22 protein-coding genes and 2 tRNA genes are annotated in these 19,656 nt (G+C 47.6%); 8 read left to right on the top strand and 16 right to left on the bottom strand.

The annotated features are described in order from the left end of the window. Nucleotides 1-144: 144 nt before the first annotated feature. A complete protein-coding gene (locus K5X84_RS08535) occupies nucleotides 145-750 on the top strand; it encodes a peroxiredoxin (protein WP_054491001.1) in 606 nt (201 codons plus the stop codon). A 67-nt stretch (nucleotides 751-817) separates the two neighbouring features. Here K5X84_RS08535 and rnt read toward each other — a convergent pair whose 3' ends face one another. Then, nucleotides 818-1,465, bottom strand: coding sequence for a ribonuclease T (rnt, locus tag K5X84_RS08530; RefSeq protein WP_222235595.1), 648 nt, complete (start codon nucleotides 1,463-1,465; stop codon nucleotides 818-820). Between the two features lie 128 nt (nucleotides 1,466-1,593). On the opposite strand from rnt, the gene K5X84_RS08525 reads away from it, so the two are divergent. After that, nucleotides 1,594-2,490 (top strand): flagellar protein MotY, encoded by an 897-nt coding sequence (locus K5X84_RS08525; RefSeq protein WP_054491111.1) that lies wholly within the window; start codon nucleotides 1,594-1,596, stop codon nucleotides 2,488-2,490. 5 nt (nucleotides 2,491-2,495) lie between these two features. Here the strand turns inward: K5X84_RS08525 and nth are convergent, their stop codons facing one another. The 7 genes from nth to rsxA form a co-directional block, all read right to left on the bottom strand. Beyond that, on the bottom strand, nucleotides 2,496-3,131 hold the full coding sequence (gene nth, locus K5X84_RS08520; protein WP_222235594.1) for an endonuclease III: 636 nt from the start codon (nucleotides 3,129-3,131) through the stop codon (nucleotides 2,496-2,498). 29 nt (nucleotides 3,132-3,160) lie between these two features. After that, a complete protein-coding gene (locus K5X84_RS08515) occupies nucleotides 3,161-3,841 on the bottom strand; it encodes an electron transport complex subunit E (RefSeq protein WP_054490994.1) in 681 nt (226 codons plus the stop codon). Beyond that, complete coding sequence (rsxG, locus tag K5X84_RS08510) at nucleotides 3,838-4,479, bottom strand: electron transport complex subunit RsxG (RefSeq protein ID WP_054490992.1); 642 nt, start codon at nucleotides 4,477-4,479, stop codon at nucleotides 3,838-3,840. The genes K5X84_RS08515 and rsxG overlap by 4 nt, the downstream gene beginning before the upstream one ends. A 1-nt stretch (nucleotide 4,480) precedes the next feature. Then, nucleotides 4,481-5,533: an electron transport complex subunit RsxD gene (rsxD, locus tag K5X84_RS08505; RefSeq protein WP_222235593.1), complete on the bottom strand. Its 1,053-nt coding sequence runs from the start codon at nucleotides 5,531-5,533 to the stop codon at nucleotides 4,481-4,483. Nucleotides 5,534-5,683: 150 nt separating this feature from the next. After that, nucleotides 5,684-7,177: an electron transport complex subunit RsxC gene (rsxC, locus tag K5X84_RS08500; protein WP_244994778.1), complete on the bottom strand. Its 1,494-nt coding sequence runs from the start codon at nucleotides 7,175-7,177 to the stop codon at nucleotides 5,684-5,686. Beyond that, entirely contained in the window at nucleotides 7,174-7,755 is a 582-nt protein-coding gene (gene rsxB, locus K5X84_RS08495) for an electron transport complex subunit RsxB (RefSeq protein ID WP_222235592.1), read from the bottom strand. The genes rsxC and rsxB overlap by 4 nt, the downstream gene beginning before the upstream one ends. Next, nucleotides 7,755-8,336, bottom strand: coding sequence for an electron transport complex subunit RsxA (gene rsxA / locus K5X84_RS08490; RefSeq protein ID WP_054490984.1), 582 nt, complete (start codon nucleotides 8,334-8,336; stop codon nucleotides 7,755-7,757). Before rsxA ends, rsxB begins: the two co-directional genes overlap by 1 nt. 192 nt (nucleotides 8,337-8,528) lie before the next feature. On the opposite strand from rsxA, the gene K5X84_RS08485 reads away from it, so the two are divergent. Next, the gene (locus K5X84_RS08485) at nucleotides 8,529-9,038 is read left to right on the top strand and encodes a phosphatase PAP2 family protein (RefSeq protein WP_222235591.1); all 510 of its coding nucleotides are present in this window, start codon (nucleotides 8,529-8,531) and stop codon (nucleotides 9,036-9,038) included. Further along, nucleotides 9,035-10,069, top strand: a complete 1,035-nt coding sequence (locus tag K5X84_RS08480) for a glycosyltransferase family protein (RefSeq protein WP_222235590.1) — start codon at nucleotides 9,035-9,037, stop codon at nucleotides 10,067-10,069. Before K5X84_RS08485 ends, K5X84_RS08480 begins: the two co-directional genes overlap by 4 nt. Nucleotides 10,070-10,085: 16 nt before the next feature. Here K5X84_RS08480 and K5X84_RS08475 read toward each other — a convergent pair. The 3 genes from K5X84_RS08475 to K5X84_RS08465 form a co-directional block, all read right to left on the bottom strand. After that, nucleotides 10,086-10,162 (bottom strand) — tRNA-Asn (locus K5X84_RS08475). 22 nt (nucleotides 10,163-10,184) lie between these two features. Continuing rightward, nucleotides 10,185-10,261, bottom strand: a tRNA-Asn gene (locus K5X84_RS08470). A 718-nt stretch (nucleotides 10,262-10,979) separates the two neighbouring features. Continuing rightward, nucleotides 10,980-12,167, bottom strand: coding sequence for a pyridoxal phosphate-dependent aminotransferase (locus K5X84_RS08465; protein WP_222235589.1), 1,188 nt, complete (start codon nucleotides 12,165-12,167; stop codon nucleotides 10,980-10,982). 133 nt (nucleotides 12,168-12,300) lie between these two features. On the opposite strand from K5X84_RS08465, the gene K5X84_RS08460 reads away from it, so the two are divergent. The 4 genes from K5X84_RS08460 (at nucleotide 12,301) to K5X84_RS08445 (ending at nucleotide 16,438) form a co-directional block, all read left to right on the top strand. After that, a complete protein-coding gene (locus tag K5X84_RS08460; protein ID WP_222235588.1) occupies nucleotides 12,301-13,659 on the top strand; it encodes an MATE family efflux transporter in 1,359 nt (452 codons plus the stop codon). Next, nucleotides 13,652-15,685 carry an excinuclease ABC subunit UvrB gene (gene uvrB / locus K5X84_RS08455; protein ID WP_222235587.1) on the top strand — a complete coding sequence of 678 codons (2,034 nt, stop codon included), beginning with the start codon at nucleotides 13,652-13,654 and terminating at the stop codon, nucleotides 15,683-15,685. The genes K5X84_RS08460 and uvrB overlap by 8 nt, the downstream gene beginning before the upstream one ends. A 98-nt stretch (nucleotides 15,686-15,783) precedes the next feature. Beyond that, the gene (locus tag K5X84_RS08450; RefSeq protein ID WP_222235586.1) at nucleotides 15,784-16,002 is read left to right on the top strand and encodes a DUF2061 domain-containing protein; all 219 of its coding nucleotides are present in this window, start codon (nucleotides 15,784-15,786) and stop codon (nucleotides 16,000-16,002) included. After that, on the top strand, nucleotides 15,995-16,438 hold the full coding sequence (locus K5X84_RS08445) for a DUF2919 family protein (protein ID WP_244994777.1): 444 nt from the start codon (nucleotides 15,995-15,997) through the stop codon (nucleotides 16,436-16,438). Before K5X84_RS08450 ends, K5X84_RS08445 begins: the two co-directional genes overlap by 8 nt. On the opposite strand, the gene K5X84_RS08440 is transcribed toward K5X84_RS08445, so the two are convergent. From K5X84_RS08440 to K5X84_RS08420, 5 genes are read right to left on the bottom strand one after another with little or no spacing between them, the layout of a single operon-like run. Beyond that, nucleotides 16,425-16,808 (bottom strand): YchJ family protein, encoded by a 384-nt coding sequence (locus K5X84_RS08440; protein ID WP_222235584.1) that lies wholly within the window; start codon nucleotides 16,806-16,808, stop codon nucleotides 16,425-16,427. The two genes, K5X84_RS08445 and K5X84_RS08440, sit on opposite strands and share 14 nt — an antisense overlap. A 43-nt stretch (nucleotides 16,809-16,851) precedes the next feature. Then, nucleotides 16,852-17,457: a DUF502 domain-containing protein gene (locus K5X84_RS08435; protein WP_054491295.1), complete on the bottom strand. Its 606-nt coding sequence runs from the start codon at nucleotides 17,455-17,457 to the stop codon at nucleotides 16,852-16,854. A 48-nt stretch (nucleotides 17,458-17,505) separates the two neighbouring features. Beyond that, nucleotides 17,506-18,219, bottom strand: a complete 714-nt coding sequence (locus K5X84_RS08430; RefSeq protein ID WP_222235583.1) for an SIMPL domain-containing protein — start codon at nucleotides 18,217-18,219, stop codon at nucleotides 17,506-17,508. 18 nt (nucleotides 18,220-18,237) lie between these two features. After that, nucleotides 18,238-18,921: a DNA-3-methyladenine glycosylase I gene (locus tag K5X84_RS08425; protein ID WP_222235582.1), complete on the bottom strand. Its 684-nt coding sequence runs from the start codon at nucleotides 18,919-18,921 to the stop codon at nucleotides 18,238-18,240. 14 nt (nucleotides 18,922-18,935) lie between these two features. Beyond that, nucleotides 18,936-19,625, bottom strand: a complete 690-nt coding sequence (locus K5X84_RS08420) for an aspartate/glutamate racemase family protein (RefSeq protein WP_222235581.1) — start codon at nucleotides 19,623-19,625, stop codon at nucleotides 18,936-18,938. Nucleotides 19,626-19,656: the final 31 nt, after the last annotated feature.

The raw sequence follows: 19,656 nt of genomic DNA, 5'->3' as shown, positions 1-19,656 counted from the left end.
GAATAAGTAGCCTTCGGCTGAATAAAGTTTAAGCAAACAGTAGACAATCTGTAGTGAAATTGACGGATGCCCTTGTTTTTTTATTTAGGCATCCCCATCACTACCGGTGAAGCTTTAACACTCAACATTAAATGGAGAGAATCGATGTCTGTATTAGTAGGTCGTAAAGCACCTGATTTTACTGCAGCAGCAGTATTGGGTTCAGGTGAAATTGTTGAAGATTTTAAACTGTCAGACGCTATCAAAGGCAAAAAAGCTGTTGTTTTCTTCTACCCGTTGGACTTCACTTTCGTATGTCCTTCTGAGCTAATCGCATTTGATAAGCGCTTAGACGAATTCAAAAAGCGTGGCGTAGAAGTTATTGGTGTTTCAATTGACTCTCAGTTTACTCACAGTGCATGGCGTAACACGTCAACTGACGCTGGTGGTATCGGTCAGGTGAAATACCCATTGGTTGCTGACGTTCGTCACAGCATTTGTAAAGCGTACGACGTTGAACACCCAGAAGCCGGTGTTGCATTCCGTGGTTCATTCTTAATTGATGAAGACGGTATGGTTCGTCACCAGGTCGTTAACGACTTGCCATTAGGCCGTAACATCGACGAGATGCTGCGTATGGTTGACGCACTGAACTTCCACCAGAAACACGGCGAAGTTTGCCCTGCAGGCTGGGAAGAAGGTAAAGAAGGCATGAAAGAAAACGCAGAAGGCGTTGCTTCTTACCTGTCTAAAAACGCTGACAAACTGTAAGCGTTTACTGAATCGAAAAAGCCGCTCGTTTGAGCGGCTTTTTTTATGCCTGAAATTTGTACTCGGATTAACTTTTGTCCTGACGAGACTCAGGTGGCCAGCCACCGAGTTCTTTCCAGCGGTTAATCATCCAGCAGTAGAGCTCTGCGGTGCGTTCGGTGTCGTATAAGGCTGAGTGTGCTTGTTTGCTGTCAAACTCAATACCGGCTGCCTGACATGCTTTAATCAGTACGGTTTGCCCTAAGGTCATTGCCGCAAGCGACGTGGTATCAAAACTGACAAAAGGGTGAAACGGGTTACGTTTTAAATTGGCACGTTCGGCGGCGGCCATAACAAAACCGTGATCAAAGTTTGAGTTGTGTCCGACTAAAACTGAACGCTGACAACCCGCGGCTTTCTGCGCTTTACGAATGGGTTTGAAAAGCTCACGCAGGGCTTCACCTTCCTCTACCGCGCCGCGTAATGGGCAGTGCGGATCAATGCCGTTAAAGTCGATAGCTGCCTGTTCAATATTGGCGCCTTCGAAAGGCTGTACATGGTAATGAACAGAGTCCACGGGCTTTAACAGACCATTGTCATCGAAATCCAGCAAGACGGCAGCTATTTCCAGTAACGCATCGGTTTTTGCGTTAAACCCCGCTGTTTCGACATCGACCACGACGGGCATGTATCCGCGAAAACGTTGCTTCATAAGCGAGTTAGAGCTGTCTGACATAGAATTTCCGTAGTGTCTTAAAGATAACGCTATTATGCCAAAGATCATCACGCTCTGCTTGCAGAAATACTAAAGCAACAGCAATGCGTGCCGATAACAGACGTATCAGAAATAAATCAGGGGCGCTTATGAAAAATTGGCCGATGTTGACTGCTGTTTCAGCTTCTGTGCTGCTATCAATTGGGCAGGCGCAGGCAAACTCAGTCAGGCACTACAGTGCAAACCTGGATAACTCCGCGTGGCAGGTAAGCGAAGAGAACCGTTTAGCCTGTGAAATGGAGCATGAGATTCCCCGTTACGGTAAGGTGCGCTTTCAAAGCGAGGCGAGTAAAGAGCTCAACTTACGTATGAAAATGGAAATGCGCAAGTTACCGGACAGCTATGGTGTGTCTGCCATTGAGTCCGTTCCGCCGCGCTGGCAGCCAGGCGAGTCCAGTTACCGTATTGGCGACATGAAGCTCTATAAGCAGTTTGATGGCGAGCTGCAGAAGCAACTGGCCTGGACCTTATTGAGCGAGCTGGAAAAAGGGCGTTACCCGACATTCTTTTACAACGACTGGTATAACAGCCGCGATGAAGTTGCTGTCTCTATTTCTTCAGTGAACTTCCGCCGTGCTTACGATGACTTCATGAGCTGTGTTAATGCGTTATTACCGTTCAGTTTTGACGACATTGCGTATACGGTGCTGAACCACGAAGCCGAAAGCGAAAAGCTGACTGTTGCGTCGCAGCGTAAGCTAAAACAAATTAGTGACTACCTGCAGGTGGATAACGATTTGGAACTGGTTTTAGTCGACGCTTATACCGATTCGCTTGGCGCGCGAGGCCCGAACAAAGAATTAACTGAGGAGCGGGCGAAAGAAATTCAGCAGTTTTTCGTCGAACGGGGTATAGATGCGGAGCGTATTAAAACCGTTGCTCACGGTGAAGACCGGCCGATTAAATCGAATGACAACGAGTTAAACCGTCAGATCAACCGCCGTGTTATTGTGCAGTTAAGCAAACCACCCATGATTGAGCTGTAAAAGGCTCAGTCACTGGTCTTTTCTTTAAATTCGCACAAGTCTTCTATGACGCAGGAACCACACCTTGGTTTACGGGCTATGCAGGTATAACGTCCGTGCAAGATTAACCAGTGGTGCACGTCTACTTTAAACTCAGCCGGCACCACTTTTATCAGTTTTTCTTCCACTTCTTTAACGTTTTTACCGGGGGCCAGTTTGGTGCGGTTAGACACCCGAAATATATGCGTGTCGACTGCGATAGTGGGCCAGCCAAAAGCCGTATTTAAAACCACGTTTGCCGTTTTTCGGCCAACACCCGGAAGAGCTTCCAGCGCGGCCCGGTCTTCCGGTACTTTGCCACCGTATTCTTCCACCAGAATTTTGCAGGTTTTGTAAGCGTTTTCGGCTTTGGAGTTAAACAAACCAATGGTCTTTATGTATTCTTTTATTCCATCTACTCTCAGGGCAAGCATGGCTTCAGCGGTAGGTGCGGCAGGGAATAGTTTACGGGTGGCTTTATTCACACCCACGTCGGTTGCCTGGGCGGACAACAAGACTGCAATTAACAGCTGAAAAGGGGAGTTATATTCCAGTTCAGTTGTTGGGTTCGGGTTATTGTCCCGCAGCCGACTCAAAATTTCGTAGCGCTTGTTTTTATTCATAAGAGTTCGTTTTTATTTGTGTTTTTTTATTAGGCCGTGACCCGTGCCCGGGTAACGGTTTTCTTCTCGGCACGGGCACTCCGCACAGCGTCAATCTTGTTTTTCAGGGCAATGATAAAGCCCATGCCAATAAAGGCTCCTGGCGGTAATATAGCCAGTAATAAAGGGTAATTAACGGTAAAGAGCTCAATTCGCAATTGTGCTGCCCACTCACCCAGAAGCAATTCTGCGCCATCAAACAGGGTGCCGTTACCAATAATTTCTCGCATAGCGCCCAGTACTATCAGTACCAGTGCAAAGCCAACCCCCATTGCCAGCCCGTCGAACGCTGCGCGTTGCCATGGGTTTTTAGAGGCATAAGCTTCGGCGCGGCCAATAATGGCACAGTTAGTCACAATGAGCGGAATGAAGATACCCAGCGACTGATAAAGCTGGAACACATAGGCGTTCATGAGCAGTTGAATAATGGTTACGAAGGTGGCAATGACCATGACAAAAACGGGTATGCGGATTTCCGAAGGGATAAACTCACGCACCAGAGATACGGTGATATTTGAGCCAACCAGTACGAACAAGGTCGCCAGACCCAGGCCCATGGCGTTGGTGACTGAGGCAGTCACTGCTAATAGTGGACACAAGCCTAAAAGCTGTACTAATGCGGGATTGTTTTCCCACAGGCCTTGCTTGGTCAGGTTTTTGTATTCGTTCATTCCTGAGCCTCCTGACAATGTGGTAAGTCGGCGTTAAACAGAACGTCTGCTTGCTGCTGAAGCTTTAATGTCGCTCGTTTTACGGCAGAGACCACAGCCCGGGGGGTAATGGTCGCGCCGGTGAACTGATCAAACATGCCGCCGTCGCGCTGAACAGCCCAGCGGTTATCATCTTCACCGCGAACACGCTTCTCAGCAAAGCTCTTTATCCAGTCACTTTTCTGAATTTCAATTTTATCGCCTAACCCCGGGGTTTCCTGATGGCGCAAGGTTCTTACACCTAAAACTTCGCCATTGGGTTGAATAGCCAGCAGCAAACGGATAGCGCCGGAGTAGCCGTCTGGAGCTACAATTTCAGCCGCTAAAGCAGTGGGCTCATCGTTAACCCATGCGCGATACAACGGCTGCGGCTTAGTACTGCCCAGAGCCGGATCCTGTAGTAATCGACAGGATTGGTATAAGTCGTTGTCGTGCAGTGCCGGCGGTATCAACTGATTCAGTGTGCGAAGCACTTGCTGCTGCTGTTGTCTGGCGATTTTGTCTTCTGTCAGCAGTTGCACACCAATAATTAAAGCGGTAGCAATGACCGCAAAAGCGGCCAGTAATAAACCATTTTTCTGCATACTGTTAAAGGTCATATCAGTCTCCGTGGCCGTAAACAACAGGCCGCGTATACCGGTCTATTAATGGTACACACATATTGGCAAGCAACACGGCAAAGGCTACGGCGTCGGGGTAGCCGCCCCAACTGCGAATAACAAAGACGATGAAGCCAATCAATAAGGCAAAAACCACGCGGCCCCGGTTTGACGTGGCGGCCGATACCGGGTCGGTTGCTATAAAGAAAGCGCCTAACATGGTTGCGCCACTTAAGGCGTGCACGATAGGTCCGGGCATAAGGTCCGGCGCAAAAATATGAGCAATAAAAGCGGGTAGGCAAAGGCCTGCAAGGAACCCCAGCGGAATGTGCCAGCTGATAATGCGTTGCTGAATTAAAAGTAAGCCACCGACTAAAAAGCCCAGATTAATCCACTGCCAGCCGGCACCGGCAAAATAACTGAACTCTGGTCCCTGATAAATTTCTGTCAGCGTATAACCCCGGGTCAGTTCTGTTTTTATGGTATCCAGCGGTGTTGCCATGGTGACACCATCAATACCTGCACGCAGTTGCTCTACGCTGTAACCGGCAGGGGTGTATTCAAACAATATGGTGTGCAGTGTTTGCCACAAAGTTAGCGAGTGCTCGCTAATAGTGGAAGCCGGTAGCCAGTTTGTCATTTGTACCGGAAACGAAATTAACAACAGCACATAACCTGCCATGGCCGGGTTAAATAGGTTCTGACCCATGCCACCATACACATGCTTGACCACAACAATGGCGAATAAGGTTCCTATAACGATGACCCACCAGGGCGCAAGTGAGGGAATGCTAATGGCCAGTAAAATGGCGGTGACTATTGCGGTGTTGTCACGCAGCGCGGAAAACGCCGGTCGCTCGCGGGCAACCGTACAGGCCATTTCGGCTAATACTGCAGTAGCAACGGCTAGTGTAATTTGAAACCAGACTCCGGGACCAAAAAAGTAGCTTTGCAGCAATACGCCGGGCACTAAGGCATAGCAGACCCAGCGCATCATTTCGCTGGTGGTTCTTTGGTTATGCCCGTGGGGTGATGGTGCAATTTTGAAACTCATGACTCATTTCCTTTGGCTGAGCTGTCCTCATCGGCGTTGTCTTTTGCTGCTTGTGCCGCTTTTTTGGCTTTAGCGCGGGCAATAGCGGCTGCAACTGCGGCGGATTTCCCAGCTGGTTTCTCGTCGCCACTGTCAGTTTTACTGTCAGGTCTACTGTTTTTTTTCCTGCTGCATTTTTTTGCGCTCTTCGGCGGCTTTGCGATGGCGTTCTAAACGTTCCTGCTTTTCGCGCTCCAGCCTTTCCTGGCGAGCTTCAAAGCGCTTCCGAGCCTGTTCGGCTTTGGCCTTTTCACGGGCAATGTTACGCACTTCAGCCTTAGCTTTGCGGTAATAGTGCACCAGCGGAATTTCGCTGGGACAAACATAGGCGCAGGCGCCGCACTCAATGCAGTCAAATAAATGATGCTTTTCCAGTTCGTCGTAGTCTTTCGCTTTGGCCAGCCACTGCAATTGCTGTGGCTGCAAAGTTGCGGGGCAGACGTCCGAACAGGCACCACAACGAATACAGGCCAGCTCGGGGTCAGGAGCCGGCAGCTCGTGATCGGTTGGTGCTAAAATGCAGTTTGTGGTTTTAATGACCGGTACTTCGGTACTGGGTAAGGTGAACCCCATCATCGGGCCGCCCATAATAATTCGTTGTTTCTTTTCCGGATTAAAACCGGATTCATCCAGCAAATGTTGAATAGGGGTACCTAATAAGGCCCAGACGTTACCGCGTTGTTCTAATGCTTCGCCGGTTAGGGTCACCACTCGCTCTAATAAAGGCTCACCGTGAATAATGGCGCGCTTAACAGCATATGCGGTACCTACGTTTTGCATCAGTAAACCAATGTCCATGGGCAGCTTGCCGCTGGGTACCTGATAGCCTGTTAGCAGCTCAATTAATTGTTTTTCGCCACCGGAAGGGTACTTGGTTGGCACCACTTTAAGCTGTATCTGCGTGTCATCATCAATAGCCGCAGCTATGGCTTTTATTGCCTCGGGCTTATTGTCCTCAATAGCAAACAATACTGAGTTACACCGGGTGATGTACTGTAAAATTCGGGTGCCGGCAATAATATCGTCTGCATACTCCTGCATTAGACGGTCATCGGCGGCAATATAGGGTTCGCATTCAACTCCGTTAATAATTAAATGCTTAAGGGGTTTTTGTTGTGCCAGTTTCTGCGCAGTAGGAAAACCTGCGCCACCCAGACCGGCAATACCCGCTTCCTGAACCAGCTCCAGCAAACGCGATATTTCAACATCGTGATAGTCGGGCAGAGCATGTTTGTTGCCCCAGCGTTCTTCTCCATCCGGATGAATGACAATGGCTTGCTCAGGCAGACCCGAGGCATGGGCCGTAGGGCGTTCCTCAATGGCCGCAATAACACCCGAGGTTGGTGCATGCAGCGGTAACCCCTGGCTTAACCCGGCTTCAGTCAGACGCTGGCCTTTATCAACACGCTCACCGACCTCAACTAATACTTTGCCGGACGGGCCTATGTGTTGACGTACGGGTAAAATGAGCTCTGTTGGCAATGGCAAACGTCTTATTGGACGGCTGCTGGCCGGTTGCTTGCGTTCCGGCGGATGAACGCCACCGGGGAACTGACCGATGATACCGGTGTTAAAGTCGCGGTTTACTGTTTTTACATCGCTCATTCAACCACCTTCACCGGAATACTATTGGCTTTTATGTTTTCTTTTACGGTGTCTAAGTCCCACTGCCAGGTTTCGGGCTTAGGTTTAACCGCCACCATGTCAATGCAGTCAACCGGACACGGCTCGACACAAAGGTCACAACCTGTACATTCATGTTCAATAACGGTGTGCATTTGTTTTGCAGCGCCTAAAATGGCATCAACCGGGCATGCCTGAATGCATTTGGTACAGCCAATGCACTCGTCTTCACGAATAACCGCGACTTTTTTAACGTCTTCTTCGCCGTGTGCATCGTCAAGGGGTTTGGGTTCAACGCCCATTAAGTCGGCAAGCTGTTTTATGGTTGCTTCGCCACCGGGAGGACACTTATTAATGTCATCGCCATCGGCAATGGCCTGTGCGTATGGGCGGCAACCCGGATATCCGCACTGCCCACACTGTGTTTGTGGCAGAATTTCGTCAATTTGGTCAACAATGGGATCGCTCTCGACACGGAATTTAACCGCGGCAAAGCCGAGTATCACCCCGAATATCAGCGCTAATACGCCCAGCGCGATAACTGCTCCGAATAAACTCATTAACCGCTCACCAATCCGCTAAAGCCCATAAAGGCAAGAGACATAAGCCCTGCGGTGATCATTGCAATAGCTGAGCCTTTAAATGCTACCGGCACATCGGCGGCAGCTAAGCGCTCACGCAGAGCTGAGAATAAAATCAGTACCAAGGAGAACCCAACTGCGGCACCCAGGCCATAAACAATGGACTGCACAAAGTTGTGTTGCTCGTTGACGTTAAGCAAAGCAACACCGAGAACGGCACAGTTGGTGGTAATTAGAGGCAGAAAAATGCCCAGCAACCGGTACAGCGTTGGACTCGTTTTGTGCACCACCATTTCGGTGAACTGCACAACTACGGCAATAACCAGAATAAAACTTAAGGTTTGCAATGACATTAAATCCAGCGGCTCTAACAAATACTGATTGACCAGATAACTGCAGACCGAGGCCAGTGTCAGCACAAATGTGGTGGCAGCGGACATACCTATGGCGGTATCTAACTTGCTGGAAACGCCCATAAACGGGCACAAGCCCAGGAACTTTACCAACACAAAGTTGTTTACCAGCACGGTGCCTATCAGTAGCAGTAAGTAATCGGTCATTTACCTTTCCGGGTACTGTGGTTATTTAAGACCGCATATTATCGGTGTTTTGGCCGCCATAAACAACAGACAGCGAGCATGGGTTTAGGAGAAAATTCCGACATTGTCATCTTTTATTCACGAAACTGATTATTTAGTGTCATAAAGGCTTGGCAAAGTAGCCCCAACTGAAGCCAACTTGGGTTTTCTACCATGGTATTGTTCAGTTATTTACAACGCTTTGATCGTTACTGTTATTGCCTGTTTTCCGGGTTGAGGGCGAAAGATCTTCCCGGACAAATTGCTCTACTGACTTCCCGCAGCGGCGATGGCTATGGATACCTCGCTATTGCTTTAATGGTCTGGATGCTCGATGACAGCGGTGACGAATATTTTACCAGTCTGATATGCGCATTTTCTCTTGAACTTCCTCTTTACTGGATCATGAAAAACAGTTTTCGTCGGCAACGTCCCTGTGAGCGTAACTTGTCTTTTGCGGCGCTTATTGTTGCCAGCGACAAGTTTAGCTTTCCTTCCGGGCATACGGCGGCAGCGGTTTTATTCGCCACGGTTACCTACCACTATTATCCTGCCGCGGGGTTAGCCTGTTTTGGCTGGGCAATGGCTATTGGGGCGTCAAGAGTGGTGGTCGGGGTTCATTATCCGAGTGATATTGTTGCCGGTGTTGCACTGGCTGTCTTAGTTTCGGAACTGACGATATGAAAATTCTTTACGGAGTTCAGGGTACAGGGAATGGTCATTTAAGTCGTTGCCACACATTAGCTCAGTCTTTGACTAAACATCGTAATGTTGAAATTGATTACCTCATATCGGGTCGCCAGCCTTCAGGGCTTTTTGACATGGAGGTTTTCGGTGACTACCAATGGCGTCAGGGCTTGTCGTTTGTCACCGAAAGGGGGAGGCTTCGCCGACGCAAGACATTACTCAATAACCATTGGCGGCAGTTTTGGCAAGATGTGAAAAACTTACCGGTTACCGACTATGACCTGGTAATTACTGACTATGAGCCGGTAACCGCCTGGGCGGCGAAGAAACAAGGCGTGCGCTGTGTTGGTTTGGGCCGACAATACGCTTTTCATGAACCCGATTTGTTTAAACGGTTGTCCTGGTGGCAAAAGCAGCTGATTTCCTCCTTTGCACCATGTTCAGAACCCGTTGGTATGCATTGGCTGGCTAGTGGCAATGCGATCCCTCCAGTAGTAAGACAGGAAGAAAACGCCTGTGTCGGGTTAATGCAGCGCGTTGTGGTTTACCTCCCTTTTGAGGATCCCCGAGATATTATTGACCAGCTTCAACCCTTGGATAACTATGAGTTCTCGCTTTTTCATCCTAAGGTAGAGCGGAAGTCGTTGGGGCACATCGAATGCTATCCGCCCTCACGAACGGAGTTTGCTCAGCACTTTAGTAAGGCGTCCGCTATTTTGTCGAATGCCGGTTTCGAAACGAGTTGCGAAGCGCTGAGCCAGGGAAAGGCTTTGGCAGTAAAACCTTTAGCAGGCCAGTTTGAACAAAAGTGGAATGCCCGCATATTACAGGAGCATGGGCTGGCGAGTGTCTTAAAACGAGTTGAGACCAGTGACGTTGACAGCTGGCTAGCGCAACGGGAACCTCATAGACTGTACTGGCCTAATGTCGCGGAAACGCTGGCACAATGGATTGCCGATGGCGCAACGCAACCAGTTGCTGAACTCAGTGCAGAGCTTTGGTCCAGAAACGAAAAAACCGCCATATAGGCGGTTCTTCTGAATGTGGCTCCCCAGGTTGGATTCGAACCAACGACACATGGATTAACAGTCCACCGCTCTAACCAACTGAGCTACTGGGGATTTGAATAGTCTGGATGTTGTTTGGCTCCCCAGGTTGGATTCGAACCAACGACACATGGATTAACAGTCCACCGCTCTAACCAACTGAGCTACTGGGGAACAACATTCAACGGCTGCGAATATTAAAGCTCATACGCAGGGGTGTCAACTATTCTGCGAAGGTTTTTAAAGGAAAAGGGCTCGGTTGTCGAAAAAGTCAGCAAATTGATTTTTTTAGTCACATCAATGCAAAAAGATGAGCTAATCCTTATCGCTGACAATGTCAAGTAACTGTCAAGTTTACATCTATAACATAAGTATTAGCTTTTTCGAGGATCTGATTATCCACAGATATCTGAATGTCGCAGTAGATAAAGGCTACATGATCTTATCCACGGAATCTGTGGATAACCTTGTGTTTAACTCTGTGAAGTCGTAATAATGATGCGGCTTTGAGGGCGATTTCCGTAGTGGTTAAAAAGTAACGATAAAACAAAATATACAGAATAAACAACAGGTTAGTTTATTCTGGTGAATAAATCTTCAGGTTGGTGATCGATTCACCAGTCAATGCGTGAAGAATCAGCAACTTGTGTATTTCTTAGTGAATTTGACTAAAAAACGCGCCAAAAAATCTCATGTTAAATTGAATTATTAGGCTTGACATCGGTCACTTAGATCTGGTTCCGATCACTAATGGCAGGAAGGAATTTTTAGTAACTTGTAATAAAAGTATCAAAGTGAAAAGAGTTGGTATTGATGGGATTTATGCTGTAACAAGCGTTCAATTAATAGGGTTTTGGCGCTCATTGCAAAAAATGGCGCCAAAACCTTCATTTTATAAACTTTCTGAGAAACTTTTGATACGTTTAACCGCTTCTTTCAAAACATCCATTCCGGTAGCGAAGGATAAACGGCAATAACCATCCGTGCCAAAAGCTGAACCTGGCACAAGGGCTACGTTGGCTTCTGTCAGCAGTTTTTCGCACAGTTCAACGTCGCTGCTGACATTGGCTTTAGCCATTAGCTTATCGACCTGAGCAAAAGCGTAAAAAGTACCGTCGCCTGGTACGCAGTCAATGCCGTCAATGCTGTTTAGAGCATCAACCAAATAGTCGTGACGCTCTTTAAATGCAGTCACCATGGTTTTAATACAGCTTTGGTCGCCGTTTAATGCTGCCGCTGCCGCGTACTGGCTAATGCTGGCAGGGTTCGATGTACTTTGTGACTGCATTTTTTTCATAGCAGCAATAATTGGTTTAGGGCCTGCAGCATAACCGATGCGCCAGCCCGTCATAGCGTAAGCTTTGGAGACACCCGTTAGGATGACGGTGCGATCTTTAAGATCCGGAGCCACCATTGGAAAGTTAGCAAAGGGCGAGTCGCTCCAGAGGATATGCTCGTACATATCGTCGGTGGCGATAAGTACATTTGGATAATCACGCAGCACTTCCGCAAGGGCTTCAAGCTCGTTCGCGGTATAAGCTGTTCCGGCCGGGTTGGACGGACTATTGATGAACATTAAACGTGTTTTATCCGTTAGTGCGTTACGCAATTGTTCTGGTGTAATTTTAAAACGTTGGTCTATGCCGGCTTTAACAATAACTGGCGTAGCGCCAACCAACTTGGTCATGTCAGGATACGAAACCCAGTAAGGTGCGGGAATAACAACTTCATCTCCCGGATTTAACCAGGCACTGAGTAAATTGAAAATACTGTGTTTACCACCGGCTGACACAATAATTTCTGAACGTTGGTAGCTAAGGCTGTTGTCGCGTTTTAGCTTTTTAATAACAGCATCTTTTAGCTCATCGATACCATCAACAGCCGTATATTTGGTCTTACCGTCATGGATAGCCTGAATCGCAGCATCTTTAATAAAATCAGGTGTATCAAAATCTGGCTCGCCGACACCCAGACCAATAACATCTTTGCCTTGTTGACGTAATTCATTGGCTTTTTGAGTCACCGCCAGAGTCGGTGACGGCTGAATTGCATTGATACGATCAGAGAGTTGGTAATCCACGTTCAGATCCTGTTTTTCGCAAGGGTTGAAATGCCCATTACTATACGGATCAGAGCGGCTAAAGTCCATTCTCCGTAGCCACAAAGCGCAGTCTCATGTACACTATTCGGCTATCGAACTGAGGAGGGATTGAATGGCAGCTGCCGACGCATCAAGAAGTCTTATCAGCGCGCCGGTAGGACAAAAACTCTGGGAAATGACCTGGCCGGTTATTTTCGGTGTGGCTACCCTTATCAGTTTTAATGTTGTCGATACCTTCTTTATTAGTATGCTTGGAACTGACCCCTTAGCGGCTGTCAGTTTTACTTTCCCTGTTACCTTTACTGTTGTCAGCCTGGCTATTGGTCTGGGTATTGGAACCTCTGCGGTTATTGCCCGAAAGTACGGTTCAGATAAACCCGACGAGGCTCATTTTGATGGTTTTTCGGCACTTTCCGTGTCGGCTTTATTAGTCGCGGCTTTGGCCTTAATCGGCTACTTGCTGATGGATCCAATTTTCAGCTTGCTGCAGGCTCAGGATAGGTTAATGCCACTTATCCGGGATTACATGACGCTATGGTATTTTGGCTGTGTCATGCTGGTGACGCCTATGGTGGGTAATGCCGTATTGCGTGCATCGGGGGATACTCGCACTCCTTCGCTTATTATGGCTTCCGGTGGTTTAGCTAACGCTATTTTCGATCCTATTTTAATTTTTGGTTTGGGGCCTATTCCGGCTATGGGGATTCAGGGCGCGGCGCTGGCCAGTGTCATCTCCTGGTTCAGCGGCGTCTTTTTAGTTTTCTGGTTGCTGCGTCGGAATAAATTGGTGTCTTCAAAACCGCCGGGCGGCAGACTGTTTATTGACGCCTGGATAAAGTCCGCCAGAGGTATTTTAAAAATTGGTATGCCGGCAGCCAGCGCAAATATGCTGACGCCTTTAGCCATGTCAGTAATGACCGCTATTGTTGCTTCCTACGGTGCGCCTGCGGTGGCCGCTTTTGGTGTCGGTTCGCGGCTTGAATCGCTGGCCAGCGTTATTATTCTGGCGTTGTCTATGTCGTTGCCGCCTTTAATTAGCCAAAATTACGGTGCCGACCGCATAGACAGAGTAAAAGAAGCGTATCGAACCGCTCTAAAAGCGGTGTTGGCGATTCAGGCTGTGATTTATCTGCTTATGTTGGTTGGTGCGCATTGGATAGCGCAGATTTTTGCTGAAGAGAAAGCCGTTGCCGACATTGTAAAACTCTTTATTTATATTATGCCGTTGGGTTACGGATTGCAGGGCATTATTATACTGACAAACTCCAGCTTTAATGCTGTGCACCGGCCAATGAATGCCTTATGGCTGAGCATTATTCGTTTATTTGTGTTGTTCGTGCCACTTTCCTATTTGGGAAGTTTATTAGCCGATTTGACCGGTTTATTCATCGGTGGTGTCGTCGCTAATCTGTTTACCGCTATTATTGCGTATTGGTGGTTTTCACGAGAGTTGAGGAGAGAACGTGGCTAAGAAATTTGAACTGGTTTCTAAATACAAGCCGGCGGGTGACCAGCCCAAAGCCATCGAATCGCTGCTCGATAATCTGGATGCCGGTTTGGCGCACCAGGTGCTTCTGGGTGTCACTGGTTCAGGTAAGACCTTTACCATGGCGAATGTAATTGAGCGTTCGCAGCGACCTACGTTGATACTGGCGCACAATAAAACATTGGCGGCGCAGCTGTATGGTGAGATGAAAGAGTATTTTCCCAATAACGCGGTGGAATATTTTGTCTCTTACTATGACTATTATCAACCCGAAGCTTATGTTCCGACGACCGACACCTTCATTGAGAAAGACGCCTCAATTAACGACCATATAGAGCAAATGCGTTTGTCCGCTACCAAGGCGCTTATGGAGCGGCGCGATGTAGTTCTGGTTGCTTCGGTATCGGCCATTTACGGCTTGGGTGACCCCGAGTCTTACATGAAAATGATGCTGCACTTGCGTCGTGGCGACATTATTGATCAGCGAGACATTATTCGACGCCTTGCTCAACTTCAGTACAAACGCAACGATGCGGCTTTTGAGCGCGGCACTTACCGGGTTCGTGGCGATGTTATTGATATCTTCCCGGCAGAGTCGGAAGAGATGGCTGTGCGAGTCGAGTTGTTCGACAGCGAAGTTGACCGCATCAGCTTTTTTGAGCCGCTGACAGGTCAGGTAACAGAAAAAGACGTTGCGCGCGCCACTATTTACCCGAAAACACATTATGTGACGCCGCGGGAAGTATTGGTTAAAGCCATTGAAAAGATAAAAGATGAACTGAAAGATCGCCGCGAAATCCTACTTAAGCAGAATAAATTGATTGAAGAGCAACGGATTAGTCAGCGGACACAATTTGATATTGAAATGATGCTGGAGCTTGGTTATTGCTCAGGCATTGAAAACTATTCTCGCTATCTGTCCGGTCGTGCGCCCGGCGAGCCGCCACCAACCTTAATGGACTATTTACCCGATGACGCTCTGCTGATTATTGATGAGTCTCACGTGACCGTTTCTCAGGTTGGCGCCATGTACAAAGGTGACCGCTCACGTAAAGAGAACCTGGTTGAATATGGTTTTCGCTTGCCGTCGGCGCTGGATAACAGACCACTTAAGTTTGATGAGTTTGAAGCCATAGCGCCACAGACAATGTATGTGTCGGCAACGCCGGGTAAATACGAGCTGGAACGCAGTAGCAACGAAGTGGTAGAGCAGGTGGTCAGGCCGACAGGGCTTATTGACCCGCAGATAGAAGTGCGGCCGGTTGCAACACAGGTGGATGATTTAATGTCTGAAATTCGTTTGCGCACCGAGCAGGGCGAACGGGTACTGGCAACCACATTGACCAAGAAAATGGCTGAAGATTTAGCAGACTACCTGGATGAACATGGAATAAAGGTACGCTACCTGCACTCAGACATTGATACTGTCGAGCGCATGGAAATTATTCGCGATTTACGTCTAGGCGAATTTGACGTGCTGGTAGGAATTAACCTATTACGAGAAGGCTTGGATATGCCCGAAGTGTCTTTGGTGGCAATTCTGGACGCTGATAAAGAAGGCTTTTTGCGTTCTGATCGTTCACTTATTCAGACCATTGGCCGTGCGGCGCGTAATGTTAATGGCCGGGCTATTTTATACGCTGACCGCATTACCGGCTCTATGCAGCGCGCCATGGAAGAAACTGAACGCCGCCGTAATAAACAAATAGCGCATAACAAAGAACACGGAATTACCCCTCAGGGGCTTAATAAAAGTATTACTGATGTGATGGACTTGGGGCAGGGCTCAGCCAAAGCTCGTAAGAGTAAAGCTGAAAAAGCTCTGGCTGAAGTGGCTTCTGGCTATGACGCCCGTACCGTTGTTGTTAAAGACGCAAAAGCTGTCATGAAAGAAATTGAAGCTAAGGAAAAAGAAATGTACAAAGCGGCGCAGAACCTTGAGTTTGAACTAGCCGGAAAGCTTAGGGACGAAGTGGCCGAACTGCGTGAACAATTAAAACGAGCGGTTTAACAGAATACTCTGAGACGAATAGGGTTATCGCTTTTTTCAATTGGTTTTAACAACCTTAATCGGCAATACTTTATACTAAGTCGAAGTGGGAGGTTGTTATGAAAGACGCAGCAAAAACAGTATCATTTGGTATCATGCATTTTACTATCGCCTTTGGCGTTGTCTGGCTGATGACAGGCGATATCGTACTAGGTGGTGCAATCGCCTTGATTGAGCCTTTAGTGAACACAGTAGGTTACTATTTCCATGAAAAAATCTGGCAGCGCGGAGATAAGCGCCGGGCAGCGGTTGGTCGAGAAAGCGCGATACTTGGATAAAGAGGGCAGAGCGAGTTTCCCGCTCTCGCTCTTGCTGGTTCTGTTATTTGAAATGCGCGGTTATGTCGCCGCCATTATTTCTCTGACTTTCGCTGAAGATCGTACCCGACTGCTAAAACTCTTTTATACCAGTTCGGAGCAATTTGGACTGATGCTGCTGGTCGGATTACCGGCGTTAATTGTTCTGCTGGCAACGACTTTTGCTGGTGAAGATGAGCGCAACTGGGCCAATGTATTAATGCGTTTTGCCCAACCCTTGTTATTACTCTCGCTTATTGTCGATGCAACATTAATTCTGTGGATGTTTATTGAACAGCATGGTGCGTTTTCTTTCGGCCGGGCTGGCATTATATTTGGCTGGTTTATTTGTGGTTGGTACTTAATAAATTCCAGGCGTTGGCGGTTCTATCGTCGACATTTAGCTAGTCGTTATTAACACGGCCATTCAGGTAATACCATTTGCCATCTTCTTGCACGAAGTCAGACTGTTCTTCCATAAAAGCTACGTCATTGCCGTCTTTGTAAAAAGCCCGGAAATGAACTTGTCCTTTATTCTGGTCAACGCTGGATGAAATGACCTGCAGTTTAAGCCAATTTGGAGAGTCACTTAAGTCGAGCAACGGCGGGCGCGAGCTACTGTGCCAGGTGGCTTCTAAATAGCTGGCCAGGCGGCCGACAAAGGCACTGTAGCGCGAACGCATAAGTGCTTCCGGAGACGGGGCTGTTGCCTCTCCGCTATGGTAAGCGTAGCAACAATCCTGATAGGTTTTATCTAAGCCGCAAGGGCAGGGTTCTGTCATTTTCATAGCGCGAACTTTACCAGTACGCGCTATGATTTCAACTGCAATTTTAGTCGGTTTTACCCGAATGGTTCTTACCCAGTCCGCCACTGATGGTTAACTGTAAGGCATCAGCTGGTTTCATGGTCAGTGACTCAACGCAGTCACCCGGAACAATCACCATATAACCGCCTACGTTATAACTCATGGGTAAGAACACGGCGACCTGGTCTTCTTTCATGAGTTCGGACAGGCGATCGCCTTTAATGCCACTTTTTTTAGTAACAATGCCAATAAGTCGTAAGTTACTACCGGGCAGGGTAACCAGTACAACTGATTCTTCAGCAAAGTTCTTACCTGACATCATCTCGAACACATCATTAATTGTGCCGTATAAGCTGCGCAACAAAGGCAGTCTATTCATCAGTTTGCCGGGTAGTTGCCATAGTGAATCAATAAAATTCCAACGAGAGCTGAAACCAATAAGAAGTGCAATCGCTAAAAAGCTAATAAAAGCCAAACCAGGGAAGTAAGATGACTCACCGAGTAACGTTGTCCAAATTGGCTTCAGCCAGGTCTCTATTGTGACTAACAGCCATTGTAATAAGGCAAAAGTCACGACAATGGGCAGTAAAATAGCTAACCCTTTAAACAAATACTGTAAGGTTCTTTTCATTATTCAGGCCTTATGGCTTTATGTCAGTCACATTGTGAAAGTAATAGCTTAATCGGACAAGTAATATTCTATGGTGGATACCACCCGTATTTTCTTCAGGTGAGGGTTATGACGGTCGCGTGCACTGATACTAAACTGCCCCTGTCGAGCCTGCTTTATTTTGCCCAGTTCAGAGTTAGAGTCTAAGGCAAACTTTTCGGCTACCTCCCGCGCTTTTTTGGTCGCCTCTTCTATCATTTCGGGTTTCACTTCATTTAAGCGAGTAAATACATAGTCGGGTTGAGCCTGGTAGCTATCGGTAGTAAAAACAATACCTTCTTTGCCCAGTTCACCGAGAAGACTCATGATACCGCGAACTTGCTCAACATTTTCGGAGTATACAGTTATGGTTTTTGTGGCTGTATAGCGAAACTCTGCAGGCTGAGATGAACCATAACTTTGAGCTGACTTATCGGTAATTGACGGCGCAGACGAAGAAATTTCATCCTGCTCTATGCCTTTATTTTGCAGAAACTCAATGACCTTTTGGTTGGATTTCTCAATGGTTTTATAAATGGCGGTTAAATCATTACTGGCGGTTGTAAATTGAATGGGCCAGATGACGGTGTCAGCAAGGTACTCACGCTCTGACAGCCCTTTTACAGTAACCGTGCGTTCCATCGACTTATGCTCAAGTACTGCATTTGAGCCAATCACAGCAATAATGGCGAAGCTGATGATCAGTGAAATACCGAGTATCAGAGTATTTTTAGTTGAGCTCATTTTAACTCCCATCGTGGTTTACTTACCTACACTATAGGATAAAATTCGTGACAAATGGCTATAGGGCAGTTGGGTTTGTTCGTGCCAGTGGTTAAAGGCATTTTGTGCCTGCTTCAGGCCTTTTTGACTGGTGGGGGAGGCATCTATCAGCTTGTAATTGGTCAGCGCGGTGACAACGTCATTAGACATAATAAAACCGTCCCAGCCAAGTTCGCGCAGAACGTATTGCGGAGTAACGCCGCCCAGCCGAGATCCGTTCTTTTTAAGGTAGTGCAGCAATTCTGCTTGCCGGCTTGATGGCCACTGCGCTAAGAACTTACCAAAGCTGCCGTACTCTTCGGATACTTCCACAATCATACGGGCGTTAGCTGGAACGGTATTTATTTTCTGCTGATTACGAACAATGCGTTCATCTTTTGACAGTTCTTCTAATATCTCTGGTGGTACTTGTTGCCAGTAAAGCGGAACAAAACCTTTAAAAGCTTCCTCAAAACCCGGCCATTTCGCCTCAATAATTCTCCAGACAAAGCCCGCCCGAAAAATACAGCGGGTAATAGTAGCAAGTACATCCCGGTCTTCGAGTTGTTCTAATTGGGTTACGGACGATACTTTAGGCAGGCGTGCAAGCATCGCACTTTCGCCACCTTTACGCTGGCAGGCTCTGTCATAGAAACGAGAAAAGTTGATTGTTATATCGGTCATGGTCTTCCTGCTTTTTAATCTAGCATCCAGTCTGCAATGGCGCGGCAATGAAGTTCGGTGGTATCGAACAATGGCAGGGCAGAATGTTCTTGTTGAACCAGCAGACCAATTTCAGTGCAGCCTAAAATAACGCCTTGTGCGCCTTGCGCTGCCAGATCTTCAATAATTCTTAGGTACTGTTTGCGCGCGCTATCAGTAAATTGGCCATGGCACAGTTCTTTAAAAATAATGTTGTCGACTGTATTGCCGTCACTTTCACCGGGTATCAGTACCTTAATGTTTTGTTGTTCAAGGCGCTCTTTATAAAAAGGTTGCTGCATGGTGAAGCGTGTACCCAGCAACCCAACCTGGTTAACGTTGTTTTGTTTAAGGTGCTCCGCCACGGCGTCGACAATGTGCAATAAAGGCAGTTTAACGGCATCTTCAACCTGTGGAGCCACTTTGTGCATCGTATTTGTCGCTATAACAATACTTTCAGCACCCGCTTTTTCCAACTGCCGGGCTTTGGCAATAAGAGCTTGTGTAGCTGCATCCCAGTCATCCTTACTTTGCATCTCTTCAATAGGCGCAAAGTCGAGGCTGGCCAGAAGAATTTCAGCACTGTGCAAGCCTCCCAGGCGCTTATTTATTAGCTGGTTCAAACGCTTATAATAAGTGCTGGTTGATTCCCAGCTCATGCCACCAATAATGCCGACTGTTTTCATTAAAGCCTCCGCAACCGTCTTTTAAACACAG

The sequence above is a fragment of the Idiomarina abyssalis genome (assembly GCF_019797805.1).
GTDB classification, from domain to species: domain Bacteria; phylum Pseudomonadota; class Gammaproteobacteria; order Enterobacterales; family Alteromonadaceae; genus Idiomarina; species Idiomarina abyssalis.
This window is presented reverse-complemented; position numbering and strand designations above follow the sequence as displayed.

Coding starts and splice junctions, on each gene's coding strand:
- K5X84_RS08535 (WP_054491001.1), top strand. CDS start 145: ATGTCTGTATTAGTAGGTCGTAAAGCACCTGATTTTACTGCAGCAGCA.
- rnt (WP_222235595.1), bottom strand. CDS start 1,465: ATGTCAGACAGCTCTAACTCGCTTATGAAGCAACGTTTTCGCGGATAC.
- K5X84_RS08525 (WP_054491111.1), top strand. CDS start 1,594: ATGAAAAATTGGCCGATGTTGACTGCTGTTTCAGCTTCTGTGCTGCTA.
- nth (WP_222235594.1), bottom strand. CDS start 3,131: ATGAATAAAAACAAGCGCTACGAAATTTTGAGTCGGCTGCGGGACAAT.
- K5X84_RS08515 (WP_054490994.1), bottom strand. CDS start 3,841: ATGAACGAATACAAAAACCTGACCAAGCAAGGCCTGTGGGAAAACAAT.
- rsxG (WP_054490992.1), bottom strand. CDS start 4,479: ATGACCTTTAACAGTATGCAGAAAAATGGTTTATTACTGGCCGCTTTT.
- rsxD (WP_222235593.1), bottom strand. CDS start 5,533: ATGAGTTTCAAAATTGCACCATCACCCCACGGGCATAACCAAAGAACC.
- rsxC (WP_244994778.1), bottom strand. CDS start 7,177: ATGAGCGATGTAAAAACAGTAAACCGCGACTTTAACACCGGTATCATC.
- rsxB (WP_222235592.1), bottom strand. CDS start 7,755: ATGAGTTTATTCGGAGCAGTTATCGCGCTGGGCGTATTAGCGCTGATA.
- rsxA (WP_054490984.1), bottom strand. CDS start 8,336: ATGACCGATTACTTACTGCTACTGATAGGCACCGTGCTGGTAAACAAC.
- K5X84_RS08485 (WP_222235591.1), top strand. CDS start 8,529: ATGGTATTGTTCAGTTATTTACAACGCTTTGATCGTTACTGTTATTGC.
- K5X84_RS08480 (WP_222235590.1), top strand. CDS start 9,035: ATGAAAATTCTTTACGGAGTTCAGGGTACAGGGAATGGTCATTTAAGT.
- K5X84_RS08460 (WP_222235588.1), top strand. CDS start 12,301: ATGGCAGCTGCCGACGCATCAAGAAGTCTTATCAGCGCGCCGGTAGGA.
- K5X84_RS08450 (WP_222235586.1), top strand. CDS start 15,784: ATGAAAGACGCAGCAAAAACAGTATCATTTGGTATCATGCATTTTACT.
- K5X84_RS08440 (WP_222235584.1), bottom strand. CDS start 16,808: ATGAAAATGACAGAACCCTGCCCTTGCGGCTTAGATAAAACCTATCAG.
- K5X84_RS08435 (WP_054491295.1), bottom strand. CDS start 17,457: ATGAAAAGAACCTTACAGTATTTGTTTAAAGGGTTAGCTATTTTACTG.
- K5X84_RS08430 (WP_222235583.1), bottom strand. CDS start 18,219: ATGAGCTCAACTAAAAATACTCTGATACTCGGTATTTCACTGATCATC.
- K5X84_RS08425 (WP_222235582.1), bottom strand. CDS start 18,921: ATGACCGATATAACAATCAACTTTTCTCGTTTCTATGACAGAGCCTGC.
- K5X84_RS08420 (WP_222235581.1), bottom strand. CDS start 19,625: ATGAAAACAGTCGGCATTATTGGTGGCATGAGCTGGGAATCAACCAGC.